Origin of the sequence: Salinivibrio kushneri (genome assembly GCF_005280275.1) — a bacterium.
In the GTDB taxonomy this organism is placed as follows: domain Bacteria; phylum Pseudomonadota; class Gammaproteobacteria; order Enterobacterales; family Vibrionaceae; genus Salinivibrio; species Salinivibrio kushneri.
This window is the reverse complement of record NZ_CP040022.1, coordinates 384,662-399,321: the sequence shown is the minus strand read 5'-3', so window position 1 is coordinate 399,321 and position 14,660 is coordinate 384,662. Positions and strand designations below refer to the sequence as shown.

The following is a 14,660-nucleotide window of genomic DNA, read 5'->3' as shown; positions in this document are numbered from 1 at the left end:
CGTCAGGTGTAACAAGGGATCGAGAAGGATCCTATCCACCTCTCCGTCTCCAGTGGACGAAACAAGGGGTTAGGTCAAGATGATCGAACAGCACGATCCCCTTCATGATCATTGTTCCAATAACCGGACACATACATCCCGGTGACGGTTATACTGTCAATGTCATTTCGATTTGCTGGATAAGCGTGAAATAGCCGCTAGCCTAACCAACAACATGGACGCTTTTTCATCGGATCGGCTAAAAAAGCGCTGTCTTGATCATTGTTCCTAAGTCCCATTCGCCCGTTTAGTCACTAAATCGAATAACATCATCGTCAGCGATAGCCTATCACTGTGGATAAGATGTGTATCACGCTTGATCATCGTTGCCGTTATTATCTGATCATCAATGCGGTAAGATGTTGATCATTGATGCGGGCCTTACTTGATCATCGTTGGTGCGTGGTGATGATCATGTCTCCGAGACTTTGATGATCATGCTTTCGAGGAAGGTAAAATTATACTTCATAAAAATCAGAATGTTATATAAATCCAATTGTTTGGATCATAAGATCAGATCATCAAATTAGATCAGAATAATCATAAAGATCAGTTAAAAAGCACAATAAAAAAGATCTTTCTTTTTGGTTCTTTTTTTATTAGTCTTTCCCTGGAAGAGTGATCGATTTACGGTTTCCGTCAATTCAATTAAAAATGCGCGTTGAGTATGCTCGTGACAAAGGATTTAAGCTGACATGAATGCCAGTAAACCCGAAAAAATCTTGATAAAAGCCCCTCGCTCCCACAAAGACGGGCATTTGTTTGCCGTTCATGATCAGTTGATTGATTGGCTTGCACAGTATGAACACTTTAAAGGGGTAACCAAAAGCATTCTAGAGCTGCTGAACTTAATTTCAGTGCGGGGCTTTGCCTCTCAAGACGGGTATGTCTCCACCACAGAATTGGTTGATGCGACAGATGGCCAACTCACACGCGCAGCGATTCAGCAAAGGCTTCGTGCCGCTGTCCAGTTAGGACTGTTCATTCAGCAACCTGTGCGGTTTGAAGAAGGACTCGCGGGCAAAACCATGCTGCATCAGTTTGTTAATCCTAGCCGATTGATCTCATCGCTCGGCAGTGCAGGCCTAATGACAGAAAAAAGTCGCGATGCAGTCAAACAAAAACGTTCAAAAGCATTAGCGCAAACACAAGTTAATCGACAACTACTCAGTGAGCATGGACTGGGCACGCCCCCCATGATGCCTGGTGAAAAAGATCAGATTTTGGTCTCACCGACCAGCTGGGCTGGGATCATTGATCAAGCGCTTGCCCCTCCGCGCACCAAAAAAGGTTATCAAAAATCGATGGTGGCGATCAGTGGGACCAAAGCGATCATTGAAACCCGCTCGGCTAAGTCGATCATGACAGTGGATGATCTGATGACACTGTTCGCCCTGTTCACCCTCACGGTGCAGTACCATGATCACCATTTGCCTAATTACGAGCTACAAACACAATCAATTGGCAACAAAACCCCCATCTATATCACCGATATTCTGCAATTACGGGGTAAAAAAGACAGTGGTCCTGCACGTGACGCCATCCGCGAAAGCATCGATAGAATTGAGTTTACTGACTTTCAGCTTCATGAGCTGACAGGACGTTGGCTCAGTGAAAACATGCCAGAAGGGTTCAAAAGTGACCGATTCCGGTTCTTAGCCAGAACCATTACCGCCTCGGAGGAAGCGCCTCAAGAAGGTGAAGATGGTGAGGTTAGGATCAAGCCCAACCTTTACATCTTGGTGTGGGAACCTTCGTTCTTTGAAGAGTTGATGACACGCGATTATTTCTTTTTGTTCCCACCAGAGATATTGCGTCAGCACACCTTGGTGTTTCAGCTCTACTCGTTGTTCAGAAGCCGTATGTCGCGTCGACTCGAAGATTCTATGTTGCTTAGCGAGCTGAACCAAAAAATGGCGCGGAATATCGAATGGCGCCGTTTTTCCAGTGATTTAATCCGGGAGCTGCGAAAGCTGGCGGAAGGGAAGGTGACCGAATCTGTCTTTGCGGTAAACTTGTGGGGGTATCACTTAACGTTAACGCGCGAAGACGAAGAGAAAAAATACCCTGACTACCGCATAGACATAAAATGCAACGTGGACGAGGTGATCCGCTATTCGCGTGCCAAGATGTATAACGAGGGCAAACGTTCGCTGGCCCCCACCATGCCCAACCCATTGCGAAACGAGATCTTACCCAGCCAAGACCTTGATCAGCTTTCCGGGATCATTGATGGTGAGTTTGAACCGATCCAGCGCAAAGAGAAGAGCAGTGGCCGCTTGGGACGTCGTGTTAAACAACGTAAGCACTTGGTTGAGATTAATGCAGATGAACTGACCATTGTGCTCTCAAAGTATACGTCTGAGGAAGCGTTGCAACGCAGTATTACCGCGTTGTCGGCGATGACAGGGCATCCTTCATCCGTGATCACCGAAGAATGTCAGGGGTATTTAGAAAAGCTTGATTGGTTGCGCGTGGGTGAGCAAGTGGTCTCTTACGAAACACTCAGCCGCACCATCGAGTTTTACAATCAACAACAGCATGATAGACACCTTTCTATTGAAAAGTTGATATCTGGCCTAGCCGTGCGACGAAAAGTCTGTCAGCGCGTGTTTGAGGGCCATCTCGATGGGCAAGTGCTTAAGGCTCTGGATGATATTGCAATGGGCGGGTAGTGACCGATTTTGCAGGTTGTTGACAGGGTAATGACACAAGCTTCGATGATCGACGTAAACTACCTCTCGATACCTTTGTCCTATTGGGTGCTCTGATGGCACCATTTGGCGAATCACTTGCCGAGCGGGCTTTGCCCGCTTTTTTCTCCTTGCCTTCCTCATCCGCTTACCGAGTATCCATCTGTTAGGCTCCGTTGGCGATTCGCTTGGATTTTATTTGCCGCTTTACAGTGTAAACTACCTGCTTTATCCATCCTTTGTGTGAGTTTGTGAGACAGTCATGCCATTTTTATTGCCGTTAGCCGCGGTGCTCATCTGGGCGATTAATACGATTGTAAACAAGATGTCGGTGACTGTGATTGCACCTGGTGCGATGGCGTTCTATCGGTGGTTTTTTGCCATTTTAGTGTTAACGCCCTTTTGTCTGCCCACTGTATGGCGACAACGACGTGCCGTTGGCCGATTAGCGCCACGTTTAGCCGTGCTGGCATTACTCGGGATGGTGACCAATCAATCCGTAGCTTACTTTGCGGCACAAACGACCACGGCAACCAATATGGCGCTGATTATGTCGTTGGTACCAATGTTAAGTTTATTGATCAGTGTACCCACACTCGGGCAACCGTTAACGACGCGGGCAGGGATCGGGGCCATGTTATCCTTCGGTGGATTGGTCTATATGTTGACGCTGGGCAAACCGCTTTCTCTTTTTCACGCTGGTGCGTCGGTGGGGGATGGGCTGATGCTGGTGTGTGCGTCCTCATATGCACTGTATTGCGTGCTTCTTAAGCGATGGACGATGGCACTGTCAAACTGGGTCTCAGTGTATGTACAAGCCTTGTTTGCGGTGATCATGTTGCTGCCGGTCTTGTGGATGGCGCCTAGTCCTACGATCCCCGCGGACGCTTACCCATTGGTGGGATTTGCCGCCTTGGGCGCTTCGGTGATTGCTCCAGCGGTTTGGCTACACGCTATCGCGCTCAATGGGGCGAGTCGAACGGCGATGTACATGAACCTTCTCCCCGTGATGACAGCGGCTATCGCCGTTGTTGTGCTAGGGGAAACACTCACTCAGTACCACTTGTTGGGCGGTGGATTGGTGATGCTGGGTGTGGCCATCTCACAGCAATCAAGACGTCGGTCTTGCGCGTAACCGTCTACACTCAATAAAAGTGGGTTGTTTGACGGAGGTCGCCAATGTGGTGGTTAATTGAGTTAAACTGGGTACCTTTGTGGGTCACACCGACAAACGGTCGCTGTGACGGGGCAGGGTCGTCACCGATTATCTGGTAAAGAGAGAACAGTAACCCGACATGGACGTGGATGTAACTAACCGCTTAGTCGTTACCTTGAGAGCCGCGCGGCGAAACGAAGCCCGTTATTTTTGGCGCAATATTTATTACTCTCGTGCCTGGAAACAGTATGATGCGCCTTACACACCCATTGAGCCGGTGTCGTTTTGGTCGTTTCGTTTTGGTCTTTTTCGCCGGTTCATCGTGGGTGACACGGCACAGGTGATTTGTGTGGATAACGAGCCAGTCGGTTATGTCACTCTTTACTGGGAAGACAAACGCACGCGTTGGTTGGAAGTGGGGATCACCATTTTCGATCCCACAGACTGGGGCAAAGGTATCGGCCGACGTGCACTGACGCAGTGGATTGACCAATTGTTTATTCGTCACCAAGTAAACCGAATCGGCTTAACGACCTGGTCAGGGAACACGGGGATGATGCGCTGTGCCAAAGCGCTAGGAATGTCTGAGGAGGGGCGCTTACGCGCCGTCCGTTACTATCAAGGTGAGTATTATGACTCACTCCGCTACGGTGTGTTGCGCGACGAGTGGTTGCAGCAAGCGGCGCCATTATGTCGAATGGGTACGTCATCCGCCGAAGCCATGACAACCGTCGCCTCAACCATGCACCAAGACCATTCGCTGGTGTGATTTTGGCAGCAACCAATCTTCAAGCGCTGTCCGCGCAATCGGGCGAGAGAGCACATATCCTTGCAAGTAGTCACATTGGTGTTGGCGCAGCCAGCCTAGCTGCTGTTTGGTCTCGACGCCTTCTGCTACGACGGTTAAACCGACGGCATGTGCCATGGCAATCATTCCTCGACAAAGGGGCGCCGCTTTGCCGTTGGGCTGATCGATATCCATGATAAAACTGCGATCCATCTTAATCACGCTAAACGGATATTGGCGCAGTAAAGAGAGGGATGAATACCCGGTGCCAAAGTCATCGAGGTACAGTTTGATTCCCAGCGCGTGAAGCTGATGTAAGTTCTTCCCCACCGTTTCTGAATGCTCAAGTAGGGCTGTTTCTGTCATTTCTAACCCCAGACACTGGGGCGCAAACTGGTGCCTGGCGATCAGTGAGGCGACGTCATCGGCAAAAGTGGCTGACTGACACTGCTTGGCCGACACATTCACCGTGATAGATGGACATTGGTTAGTGGGAAATCGGATATGCCAGCTATCAAGCACATCAGCGACTTGCTCGAGCACCCAGTCGCCAAGCTCAATGATATAACCGGTTTCTTCTGCGATTGGGATGAACTCTGCCGGTGAGATCGACCCCAGCGTCGGGTGTTGCCACCGGAGCAGCGCTTCTGCATGGCTGAGTGTTTCATGTTCACCATCAAAAATAGGTTGAAACATCAGGTGAAACTGCTGCTGTGCCAACCCTTTCTTTAAGTCTTGTTCAACAATAAAGCGTTGCTGGACTTTGGCAAGCATGGCCGGTTGGAAAATGGCCAGGCGATCACGGGTTTGCTTGGCGTGATACATGGCAATATCCGCCTGCTGAATGATATCCGTCACCGAGGCATTGGCCTTGTTCACCGAGGCAATGCCAATGCTGGCGGACAAGTTAATCATATGCTCGTCCACCTTGTAAGGTGCGCTGAGTGCCTGGAGCAGGTGCTTGGCTTTGGTTTGTGCCAATGCCAGTGAGCTGTCGGCTTTAAGCAAAATGATGAACTCGTCGCCACCAAAGCGAAATACGCGCTCGCCACTGACCGATTGTGTCAAACGTTTAGCAACCTGTTTTAGAAGCGTATCTCCCGTCACATGACCGAGAGAGTCGTTAACCACCTTAAACCGATCGAGATCGATAAACAGCAAGGTAAAGTGCTCGCTGTACTGGGCGCTCACTTGCTGGAGTGCTCCCTCCAAGGCATTGTCGAGCGCCGCACGGTTTGCCAGCCCTGTCAGAGTGTCATGATGTGCTTGATGGGTAAGCTGGCGGGTCTGCTTGTTGACTAAGTGTTGTGCCAATGACAGTCGGTTAGCGTAAGACCAAAAACTGGCCAGAACCGATAAGCCGAGTGACAATACCAATAGCCCGACCAGCACCCCGTAGAGTAGCCCGGTGTGCAAGCCGCGCAGATGGGTGAACCTGATCACTAACCCTTCTTCACTTCCCGCAATCGGAATAGTGATGTCGGGCGAGTGAGTATTTCGCCATGTTTGCAATGCTTGCGTTGAGTGCGTGGCAAACATTTGCTGGTGGCCAAAGGCTTCACGGGCGATTAGCCCCATATCGGGCGCGGGAGTGTCATCTTGCCAGAGCGTGGGTAGAAAGGTATCAAAATAAAGTGTGGTGGCGAGAAAACCGGCTAATTGGCCGTCTCGTGCGGTAATGGCTGCAAACCATCGCACCCCATGGCCTTGCTCGTTGTGAATTAATCGCGCGACGGGCTGGCGTTTAAAATAAGCCCGTTCCATGGTAACGGTATTCTCGCATTGCGCATCCGCGCGCCAACCTGAATACCCCTCTGCCGCAGCTTTGGGGGACAAGTAAAGCGCGGGAAACGTATCACCCCGCATCACCCACTGGCAGGCATGGTTATTGAGCGGTGGAAAGGGATGATAATGCCCGTGTTGCGCGGCAAACTGTTTTAACTCCGCGCGATTGACCCGAGGTAGCCACATGACGCTATCAAGCCCAGAGCGCTTTTGGGTATGGTTATCGATAAAGGCATGGAATTTATCACGTGTCAGGCCGCCTTCTTGTTGCAGATACAACTGCGCCGATAATTGAAGCTCATAGAGTTGGGAAAAGGCTTTACTGAGTGTGTGACGTTGCTTTTCCACGTCGGTCGAAAATCGGCTTTGCTGACGCTGGTTTTCCAAGGTATAGACAGACCAACCGGCGATCAGCGCAATCATTACAACCGCCAGGTAACGCCATAGAGGCTGTGAAGAAAAATACCGCATATAAAGAATACATCGAATCTCACTATCGAGAGAGACAGGGTAGAGCGGTTCGATGACAATCTATGCCTATTTGGTTTTCATTTTCATGACAAAGCGAGGGCTATCGATCGCCGTGTTCCCTCAATCGTCAAAAACGTGACGGATTTTTATACAGGGTTAAGGTCGGTATCGATGAGTGCGAAGATATATAAATGTGAAAATGATCACGTTATGGTTAGGGGCTTGATTCGCCTCTGAAGTTTGTGGGCAAGCGGTGAGTTATGCAATTTTGTACCGGTGATTCGATACATTGTGCCTGCTGTTTTGGTAGGATGCTTTCTGGTTCTCTGCTAACTTTCAAAGACTCGTTGGATAGCAAGCCCGATCCACCGTTCCCTTTCCTTTCTGGCGATAACACACTGATTGTGGAGGCGTTCCATGAAAAAATTGGAGAATATCTCTGCGATATGCTTTGACTTAGACGGCACGATCGCAGACCCTTTTGATGATCTATACGACGCTGTCCTCGGCATGTTGAGAGGGTTTGATTTGCCGGAGGAAGAGCCCAGTGCGATTCGAGACTGGATTGGTGATGGCGCGGATTTATTGATCCATCGGGTGCTTACGCGACACATTGATGGGCGGGTTTCCACCACCGTACTGAACCAAGCCCGCGCGTTGTTCCTGTCCTCATACCTAGGCAAAAAACCGCCAAAAACTCGACTCTATCCAGGGGTACTTGCTTGTCTTGAAGGTCTCTCTCAACGTCAGTTCCCGATGATATGTACCACGGACATGCAAACGGCGCATGCCAATAGCCTACTCAAAGCGCTTGGGGTCAGCCACTTTTTTACCCGTATCTTAGGAACCGATGCAATCGCAGCCGGAAAGCCGGATCCCGATAGCATTTTTGAATCGGCGGCGATTTTAACAGTGCCACCATCAGAATTGCTGGTGGTTGGTGATGCCGTGAATGATGTTCATGCGGCAAGGGCGGCGGGCTCGCCTGTCGTGTGTGTCGATTACGGCTATAATTACGGTACAGCAATCCAAAAAACAGGGCCAGATACCACCCTTGATACTTTGGCCGCCTTACCCAATATTATTGCTAAGCCAAGCCGGCTTGAGGTGTCAGGGCATGTGTTGACTACGCCACCGGTATTGGCCGGCCCACTTTATGGTCGTGGATCACGGCCGGGAGGTGGAGCACAATTTCGCTAACACAGCCAGGAGGGAAGCGTGAAAAACGAACTCAATCCTACCCATCTACTGCGCGCGTTTGAGATAGTGACAGAGTATGGTGAAGAAATTGAAGATGGGCACCGCCTAGATGGCATCGACGCTTTCTCGGATTACGACGGCTATACCATTTATTTAGCGGGTAACGGGGTTCAGTTACGCGTGGGGTTCCACAATACCTATGATCTTGACTATGAGCACGAAAACCTAAAAGAGCAGTTCCTGAAAAAGTGGATGCGTTGGTCAAAAATTACAAAAAATAACCACGATAAAACCGAACGAGGTACGTGGTAGAGCGCCCCACCGATGGGGCGTTTTTTGTTTCTAGTGGGAAAATGAACGAGCAATCAACCTTGCGCTTTATCCGTAAGGTTTATATTCTGAGCGTGTTAGTCGGGGAGCAAGTAATTGCTGAGACTGCGAAAGCAGGACCCGTAGAACCTGATCCAGTTAGCACTGGCGGAGGGAACTGACACGTTCAGCATACGAAGTGGCCTATTCGGGCTCGCTTTGTCTCCTTCCGCCCCTGATGATTAAGGGGCCAATATGAACCTATCTCCACCTGTTATTCTTACCATCGCCGGCTCAGACAGCGGTGGCGGTGCCGGCATTCAAGCCGATATTAAAGCGATTTCAGCTACCGGCGGTTATGCGTGCTCGGTGATCACCGCATTAACCGCGCAAAACACCTGTGGCGTTGAGGCCGTCTCGGCGGTTGAGCCTGGTTTTGTCCGCGCCCAATTAGATGCGGTGTTGTACGATATGCCAGTGCGTGCAGTGAAAATCGGTATGCTCGCCAACCAAGCGATTATTCGCGAAGTAGCCGCCGTGTTGGCGCGGTCGCCACACTTACCGGTGATTTTAGATCCCGTGATGGTGGCTACCAGCGGTGATCCTTTGTTGGATAAACACGCCATGACAGCGCTGATTGAAGCGCTGATCCCACGCGCAACCGTGCTCACCCCCAACTTGCCGGAGGCGGCGCGATTAACCGGTCAGCCTGTTCCTACCTCCATTGAGCAAATGCATGCGTTAGTCCCCGCCTTGCGTCGCCTCGGCTGCCCGTACGTGATGCTCAAAGGTGGCCATTTACATCACGTTCCTGAAAGCGTGGATGTATGGATTAGCCGAGATACGTGCCAAACCTTGAGCGCCCGTCGGGTTGAGACTGCAAATACGCACGGCACAGGCTGTTCACTGTCTGCAGCGATCGCCTCTTATTACGCGCAGGGAATGACGCCCATTGAAGCCGGGCGCGCGGCGAAACATTATCTCACCGACGCGTTAGCGCATAGCCAGCAGTTAAAGGTGGGAAGAGGCGCAGGGCCTGTTCATCATTTTTACGCTTACCCCGTTGAGGCGAGTCAACCCGATGTAAAAGAAGCCTCGGTCGAATAGACGGTTTTTCACCAATAGGGCACCTAAAGCGAGTCCGCCGCTCCTAAGGTGAAGCGGCGGACTGTTCGGGAAAGGCTAACAGCAGGTGTCGCGTGTGATGAATGGTACCCGAATTACGCCGCTGACCAATGCGGTAAACGCTCGGCTGCAATATAGAATACGCGATCGCCGGGGGCGACGTCTGTTGCAAGGTTGGGGTTAAGGGTAATGCCTTCACCTTTATCGAGACCAATTAATGTCGCATCGTATTCGTGCTTTAATTGGTTGAACAGGGTGCCCACATCCGTGGCGCTCGCATTGGTAGGATAGCGAGCGCAATACTGCGTCATCCCCTGTGCCGTGCTTAACAGCTCGTGATGCAACTGGCTGGAACCCGGATCCACGGCAGCTTTCGCTAGCATTTCCACCGACACAGATGGCACACACTCGGCGTGTGGATAGTGCTGTTTTAATATTTGGCTGAGTGCATCATCTTGAAAGTAGGCGAGCAGATGCGCTGAGGGGTTTTTGTGCGCGCAAAACAAGGCCGCTGACAGGGTAATATCGTCCTCGGGGTTATCGATAATAATGCTCGCGGCACTATCAATACCCGCACGGGCAATGCCCTCGGCGTCGGTAAAGCTGGTGACGCGCACAAATTCCACCTCGCCAGGGAGCGGGTTTTCCATTTCGGGACGCACACAAAGCACAATAGGACGATCGCCATGCACACCGCTTTGTAGTAGGCGAATAAGCTGGATAGTGCGTTGACCATTCCACCCTAACACCAGAATATGATTTTTCACTGTAAGACTCCGTTTTCCTTGTAATCCACGTCGCCAATAATCGACCAACGCACTGGTTACATGACCAATCACAACGGCAAATAACCCCAGCCCGCCGGGAATAATCCAAAAGGCGGTAATCCACTGTCCTGCTTCTGTCGCCGGCGAATAGTCGCCATAGCCAACGGTGGACGCGGTGACCATTAAGTAATAAATATAGCGACCGAGTGACTGGGTCATCTCGGTTTCGCCCGCCCAGTACAAAAGCAGCCAGCCGATGATGCCGTAAGCAAGGACCACCAAGCCCAAAATACGCCCATTTAAATGGGCGAAGTGACTGATAATCCAACGTTTAAAAAGCAACCAAAAGGTCATAATGTTTCGCTCATTCGCCGCAGAGACGTCAGTATGGCGGGAATTTTTATCGGTTTACAGTGTAAATCAAATGATTGGCGTAAAATGGATCACATTTCGCTCCGTTTATCATACAAAGCCAATATTAAGCGTTAAAATATTATAAAAAGCTTAATTAGGAGCCAGCGTGTTTATATCCCGTCGTCAACTTGAACAAGAACAGCAAAAACAAGTCGCTCTACAGCAAAAAATTGAGCAGATTAATCATACCATCGACGCGCTGAATGCAGAGAAAGCTGCATTGCAGGAAGAGCTAGACACCGCAGAGAAAAAACGACAAACGGGAAAAGCGATTGATGCCAACTTATGCCATTTTGGTGATTCTATCAATGCGACCCAATCCTCTCTGGCTACCCTAGCGGACACCATTAACGGTGAAAAAGAACGGGTAACGGACGTGAGCCATCAGGCGTCGTCGTGTGCCGAGCAAGTCAATGATCTTGCGCGTCACGTGCAATCCTTATCCGCGCAATGTCAGCAATCGTCAGAGGCGATTCGTTCGCTCGATCAGCATGCACAAGAGGTAAGCGGTATTGTGAACTTGATTCGCGATGTCGCCGATCAAACCAATCTCTTGGCATTAAACGCGGCGATTGAAGCGGCACGTGCCGGCGAGCAAGGTCGAGGGTTTGCGGTCGTCGCCGATGAAGTGCGTAGCTTGGCGGAACGCACAGCCAGTGCCACGCAAGATATTACCCAGCTGGTCGAGAAGATTCGCGCTGGGAGTGGGCATGCTTGCACACTTACCGATCAGCTTGCCAGTGACGCGATCGAATATAGCGAGCAAGGCCAACAGGTGGCCGATGCGATGGCCACGCAGAGTGAGCAAGCACAGCATAGCCGTACCACCATTAAAGCGGCTGCGCTGCGTGCTTTTTGTGAACTGGCGAAACTTGACCATATTAGCTTTAAATTTGCGATATATCGCGTGGTGCTGGGTGAAGACAGCATGGTGGCATCAGATGTCACCGATCACACCCAATGCCGCCTCGGCCAGTGGTATGAGCATGGTGAAGGTCAGCAATATTTTGCGCAGTTACAAACGTTTAAAGCCATAGCCGCACCTCATGAGAAAGTGCATACTCATGCTAAAGCGGCACTGGAGGCATACCATCATCAACAACCCGAGCAAATGGTGAGTGAGTTACAACACATGGAGTCGGCAAGCATGGTGGTCATCGATAAGCTTGAGTACCTCGCGATTGAAGGCAGTGAAGAGGTGGCGTAACACCGGGATGTTAAATCGGCGAGCGCATGGTAATCTCACGCTAAACCAAGGACAAATGGCCGAAGGAGGCTGAAGTTATCATGACGTCGATTGCATTACTCGATGGTGGCCTAGGACAGGAAATTTATCAACGTGGGCCGGATGTGAGCTCGAAGCTTTGGTCGGTCGCGGTGATGTTAAAACATGCCAACATTGTCAAAGACGTGCATAAAGATTTTATTCGCGCCGGCGCGAAAACGCATACCCTGAATACCTATCCAGCGACGCCCACGCGCCTCGCCAAAGCCGGCCTGAGCGATAAAATAGACACCATTTATCAAAAAGCCTTCGAAGCGCTGCAGCAAGCGGTGGATGAGACAGGCGCCGATGTCGATATTGCCGGCTGTTTACCGCCGCTGGTGGGCAGCTACCTCGGCCAGCCGCAACGCAGCTTTGACGATATGAAAGCCGAGTTTTCTCATATCGCCCGCCTACAGCCTCATGTGGATGTGTTTTTAATTGAAACCATGACCAACACCCTTGAAGCGCGTGCAGCGTGCGCCGCCGCCCGTGAGCAAGGTAAACCGTTTGGGGTGGCGTTTCGGTTAGAGCCTAATGGCGCACTCCGCTCTGGCGAGTCGCTAGAACAAGCCATGCACGCGGTCACTGACTACGCGCCGACAGCAGTGATGCTCAATTGCTGCGACCCAGAAGTGCTTACCACGGCGATGCCAAAGATGGCGACCCAGGCCGACATTGTGGGTGGCTATGCCAATGCGTTTAAATCGGTAGAAGACATGGCCAAAGGCAGCAAAGCCGATGCCCTGCAAGCGCGGGAAGATCTCTCACCGTTAGTCCACACGGAACGCGTACAACAATGGATTGCCGACGGTGCGTTGGTGGTTGGCGGCTGCTGCGAAATCACCCCCGCCCATATCCAACACCTCGCACAAACCCTTGAACAATCTCACGAGATCATCAAGTTCTCGCAGTTAGCGGATTAACTCGTTCCCACGCTCCCGCGTGGGAATGCATAATTAAAGTCTTCCTTGGTCCTGAAGCCACCATCTTGGTGCCCAACTTGTGGCCCCAATAGAGAGTGTTTGATCTCCGTTATATGGATAGAGTTGTTTAAGTTTTTCTAAAGTTGGTGAATTAGTGCGCGCGTTAGGATGTATAGCGCGTAACCAATAGCCGAAATAATTATTAAAGCTAATATGTTCACCAATTTGGTGGCTGCAATTATCCATTATAGATCTGTAATAATGGCTAATAGCGACTAAAATATAACCTAAATCCTCATATTTTTTGTTTTCACCCTCATGAAAAGAATACCCATATTGCTTCAGCTTTTCTTTATCGATAGTCCACCTTGTCAATTGCTCAATACGCTCTAAATCTGTATCAGTATTAATAGTAGTGGATAGTAATCCAAAAAAATCATTGACTAACTCATCTTTGGGCTCTTTGCTTATGCAGTCAGCGAGCACCTTGTTGATGACTTTAGAGTATTTATCAACCAGACAAGTATAATCTTCTACTATAGGGGCTTGATTTTTATTATGTTGAAGTAAGTTATGATAATCACGAAAACCTAGACTTTTAGCGATTATATTCAAGCATTGGGAATGTGATTTTTCAGGGGAGCTTTTACAGAGCTTCTTTGCAGCTTTTTTAGCGTGAGCAACTAAATTTCTTTTTTCATCTGACATTTCGTTTTCCTCAGTAGCCATTGACTAAAGTGCACCCCTCACCATATACGATGGCTGAAAAAAACGTGTGAATAAGATAGCTGGTTCTCTGAAGAGATTTGCCATTGGGGTGGGCAGGCATCCATGTAATACCGATTGGTAGAATGCCTTGATCCGATGGGCTTTGTCAAGTGACTAATTTTCGATGATCCTTATGAAATCAAAAGGTAGTGTAATCTAACTATGTTTAGCGGCGTTCTAAATTAACATTCTTTGCTGAGGCGATCTCTGATGATGCTGGCTTGTTGACGTCCCTTAGTCACGATAGTGTTGACATGTTGCACCACTCGTTCTCATGCTCCAGCGTGGGAACGAGTAGTGGCTTAGTCTACGTTAGTATTTTTTTCTTTCAATAGTTTGCCGATAGGTGTCATTTTCGCGTCGTTTCCTTGTGCTACCCCCAACGGATTATTGATAAGATCAGGTATAGCGAATATGCTAGGCGGAGCTAATTCAAACATATTCACGCTAAACTCAAGCATGGCACTTTTATACTGTTCTAATCCCTCATGTTGGCTTAGTCCAGCTGACTTAAATCCATTATCTGAGAGTAGTCTGCACGTATCTTGTTCAAATCGACCCAACGGCTCCTTACTCTCAGGTAAACTAGGAGCGTTAAATTCTACTTGCATATCTAGTGAGTAAGTTGCATAAAATCCCAGAGATGAATTTGATATAAATCCGTCCCGGCAATTCACGTTTTCAGTAGTGATCTGAGAGTAGTGTGCCATACCTGATTTGCCGTAATAGCGAGTATGCTTATCTATCGTAAAATCATGACCATATATCCTAAAGCTTGATATATCGTACATAACAGCAAAGTTTGGCGTAATCCGGTTAATAACAAGTTCTTTACCAGCGTATCTACCAAGTAATAACTCTTTGTTTTCAGGGTATGTCGCCCTATCTTGGGCTGCTCCATTGGTTGAAACAGCTAATAGGGTCAGGAAAAAAATCCTTAGTGCCTTGTTATCCAT

At 49.5% G+C, this 14,660-nt stretch carries 12 protein-coding genes, 1 pseudogene and 1 riboswitch; of the genes and pseudogenes, 9 read left to right on the top strand and 4 right to left on the bottom strand.

Features of this window, described 5'->3' with window-relative positions:
- Nucleotides 1-734 precede the first annotated feature (734 nt).
- The 3 genes from FCN78_RS14885 to FCN78_RS14875 all read left to right on the top strand — a co-directional run bounded on the left by FCN78_RS14885 (nt 735) and on the right by FCN78_RS14875 (nt 4,657).
- Nucleotides 735-2,714, top strand: coding sequence for a replication initiator protein RctB domain-containing protein (locus FCN78_RS14885; protein WP_069360883.1), 1,980 nt, complete (start codon nt 735-737; stop codon nt 2,712-2,714).
- A gap of 280 nt (nt 2,715-2,994) precedes the next feature.
- A complete protein-coding gene (locus tag FCN78_RS14880; RefSeq protein WP_077457028.1) occupies nt 2,995-3,867 on the top strand; it encodes a DMT family transporter in 873 nt (290 codons plus the stop codon).
- 160 nt (nt 3,868-4,027) lie between these two features.
- The gene (locus FCN78_RS14875) at nt 4,028-4,657 is read left to right on the top strand and encodes a GNAT family N-acetyltransferase (RefSeq protein ID WP_069360885.1); all 630 of its coding nucleotides are present in this window, start codon (nt 4,028-4,030) and stop codon (nt 4,655-4,657) included.
- Here FCN78_RS14875 and FCN78_RS14870 read toward each other — a convergent pair.
- The gene (locus FCN78_RS14870) at nt 4,625-6,883 is read right to left on the bottom strand and encodes a bifunctional diguanylate cyclase/phosphodiesterase (protein WP_162274066.1); all 2,259 of its coding nucleotides are present in this window, start codon (nt 6,881-6,883) and stop codon (nt 4,625-4,627) included. The two genes, FCN78_RS14875 and FCN78_RS14870, sit on opposite strands and share 33 nt — an antisense overlap.
- Before the next feature lie 465 nt (nt 6,884-7,348).
- Here FCN78_RS14870 and FCN78_RS14865 point away from each other — a divergent pair, with 465 nt between their 5' ends.
- The 3 genes from FCN78_RS14865 to thiD all read left to right on the top strand — a co-directional run bounded on the left by FCN78_RS14865 (nt 7,349) and on the right by thiD (nt 9,547).
- The gene (locus FCN78_RS14865) at nt 7,349-8,131 is read left to right on the top strand and encodes an HAD-IA family hydrolase (RefSeq protein ID WP_077658918.1); all 783 of its coding nucleotides are present in this window, start codon (nt 7,349-7,351) and stop codon (nt 8,129-8,131) included.
- A gap of 18 nt (nt 8,132-8,149) precedes the next feature.
- On the top strand, nt 8,150-8,443 hold the full coding sequence (locus FCN78_RS14860; RefSeq protein WP_077658919.1) for a DUF3081 domain-containing protein: 294 nt from the start codon (nt 8,150-8,152) through the stop codon (nt 8,441-8,443).
- Between the two features lie 90 nt (nt 8,444-8,533).
- Nucleotides 8,534-8,634, top strand: a riboswitch (TPP riboswitch).
- A gap of 61 nt (nt 8,635-8,695) precedes the next feature.
- Nucleotides 8,696-9,547 (top strand): bifunctional hydroxymethylpyrimidine kinase/phosphomethylpyrimidine kinase, encoded by an 852-nt coding sequence (thiD, locus tag FCN78_RS14855; RefSeq protein ID WP_077658920.1) that lies wholly within the window; start codon nt 8,696-8,698, stop codon nt 9,545-9,547.
- Between the two features lie 113 nt (nt 9,548-9,660).
- Here thiD and FCN78_RS14850 read toward each other — a convergent pair whose 3' ends face one another.
- Nucleotides 9,661-10,686, bottom strand: a complete 1,026-nt coding sequence (locus FCN78_RS14850) for an ion channel (RefSeq protein ID WP_077457044.1) — start codon at nt 10,684-10,686, stop codon at nt 9,661-9,663.
- 166 nt (nt 10,687-10,852) lie between these two features.
- Between FCN78_RS14850 and FCN78_RS16165 the strand changes: the two are divergent.
- The 3 genes and pseudogenes from FCN78_RS16165 to FCN78_RS14840 all read left to right on the top strand — a co-directional run.
- Nucleotides 10,853-11,518, top strand: a pseudogene (locus FCN78_RS16165) (methyl-accepting chemotaxis protein); the annotation flags it as partial.
- Between the two features lie 15 nt (nt 11,519-11,533).
- Complete coding sequence (locus FCN78_RS16160; protein WP_412458338.1) at nt 11,534-11,953, top strand: CZB domain-containing protein; 420 nt, start codon at nt 11,534-11,536, stop codon at nt 11,951-11,953.
- 80 nt (nt 11,954-12,033) lie between these two features.
- A complete protein-coding gene (locus tag FCN78_RS14840; RefSeq protein WP_077658922.1) occupies nt 12,034-12,936 on the top strand; it encodes a homocysteine S-methyltransferase family protein in 903 nt (300 codons plus the stop codon).
- A 33-nt stretch (nt 12,937-12,969) separates the two neighbouring features.
- Here the strand turns inward: FCN78_RS14840 and FCN78_RS14835 are convergent, their stop codons facing one another.
- Both FCN78_RS14835 and FCN78_RS14830 read right to left on the bottom strand, forming a co-directional pair.
- Nucleotides 12,970-13,644 (bottom strand): hypothetical protein, encoded by a 675-nt coding sequence (locus FCN78_RS14835; RefSeq protein ID WP_077658923.1) that lies wholly within the window; start codon nt 13,642-13,644, stop codon nt 12,970-12,972.
- Between the two features lie 362 nt (nt 13,645-14,006).
- Nucleotides 14,007-14,660: a hypothetical protein gene (locus tag FCN78_RS14830; RefSeq protein WP_077658924.1), complete on the bottom strand. Its 654-nt coding sequence runs from the start codon at nt 14,658-14,660 to the stop codon at nt 14,007-14,009.

Bases quoted from the DNA above. Each gene is read 5' to 3' on its own strand.
- FCN78_RS14885 (WP_069360883.1), top strand. From the start codon at position 735: ATGAATGCCAGTAAACCCGAAAAAATCTTGATAAAAGCCCCTCGCTCC.
- FCN78_RS14880 (WP_077457028.1), top strand. From the start codon at position 2,995: ATGCCATTTTTATTGCCGTTAGCCGCGGTGCTCATCTGGGCGATTAAT.
- FCN78_RS14875 (WP_069360885.1), top strand. From the start codon at position 4,028: ATGGACGTGGATGTAACTAACCGCTTAGTCGTTACCTTGAGAGCCGCG.
- FCN78_RS14870 (WP_162274066.1), bottom strand. From the start codon at position 6,883: ATGATTGCGCTGATCGCCGGTTGGTCTGTCTATACCTTGGAAAACCAG.
- FCN78_RS14865 (WP_077658918.1), top strand. From the start codon at position 7,349: ATGAAAAAATTGGAGAATATCTCTGCGATATGCTTTGACTTAGACGGC.
- thiD (WP_077658920.1), top strand. From the start codon at position 8,696: ATGAACCTATCTCCACCTGTTATTCTTACCATCGCCGGCTCAGACAGC.
- FCN78_RS14850 (WP_077457044.1), bottom strand. From the start codon at position 10,686: ATGACCTTTTGGTTGCTTTTTAAACGTTGGATTATCAGTCACTTCGCC.
- FCN78_RS16160 (WP_412458338.1), top strand. From the start codon at position 11,534: ATGGCCACGCAGAGTGAGCAAGCACAGCATAGCCGTACCACCATTAAA.
- FCN78_RS14840 (WP_077658922.1), top strand. From the start codon at position 12,034: ATGACGTCGATTGCATTACTCGATGGTGGCCTAGGACAGGAAATTTAT.
- FCN78_RS14835 (WP_077658923.1), bottom strand. From the start codon at position 13,644: ATGTCAGATGAAAAAAGAAATTTAGTTGCTCACGCTAAAAAAGCTGCA.
- FCN78_RS14830 (WP_077658924.1), bottom strand. From the start codon at position 14,660: ATGGATAACAAGGCACTAAGGATTTTTTTCCTGACCCTATTAGCTGTT.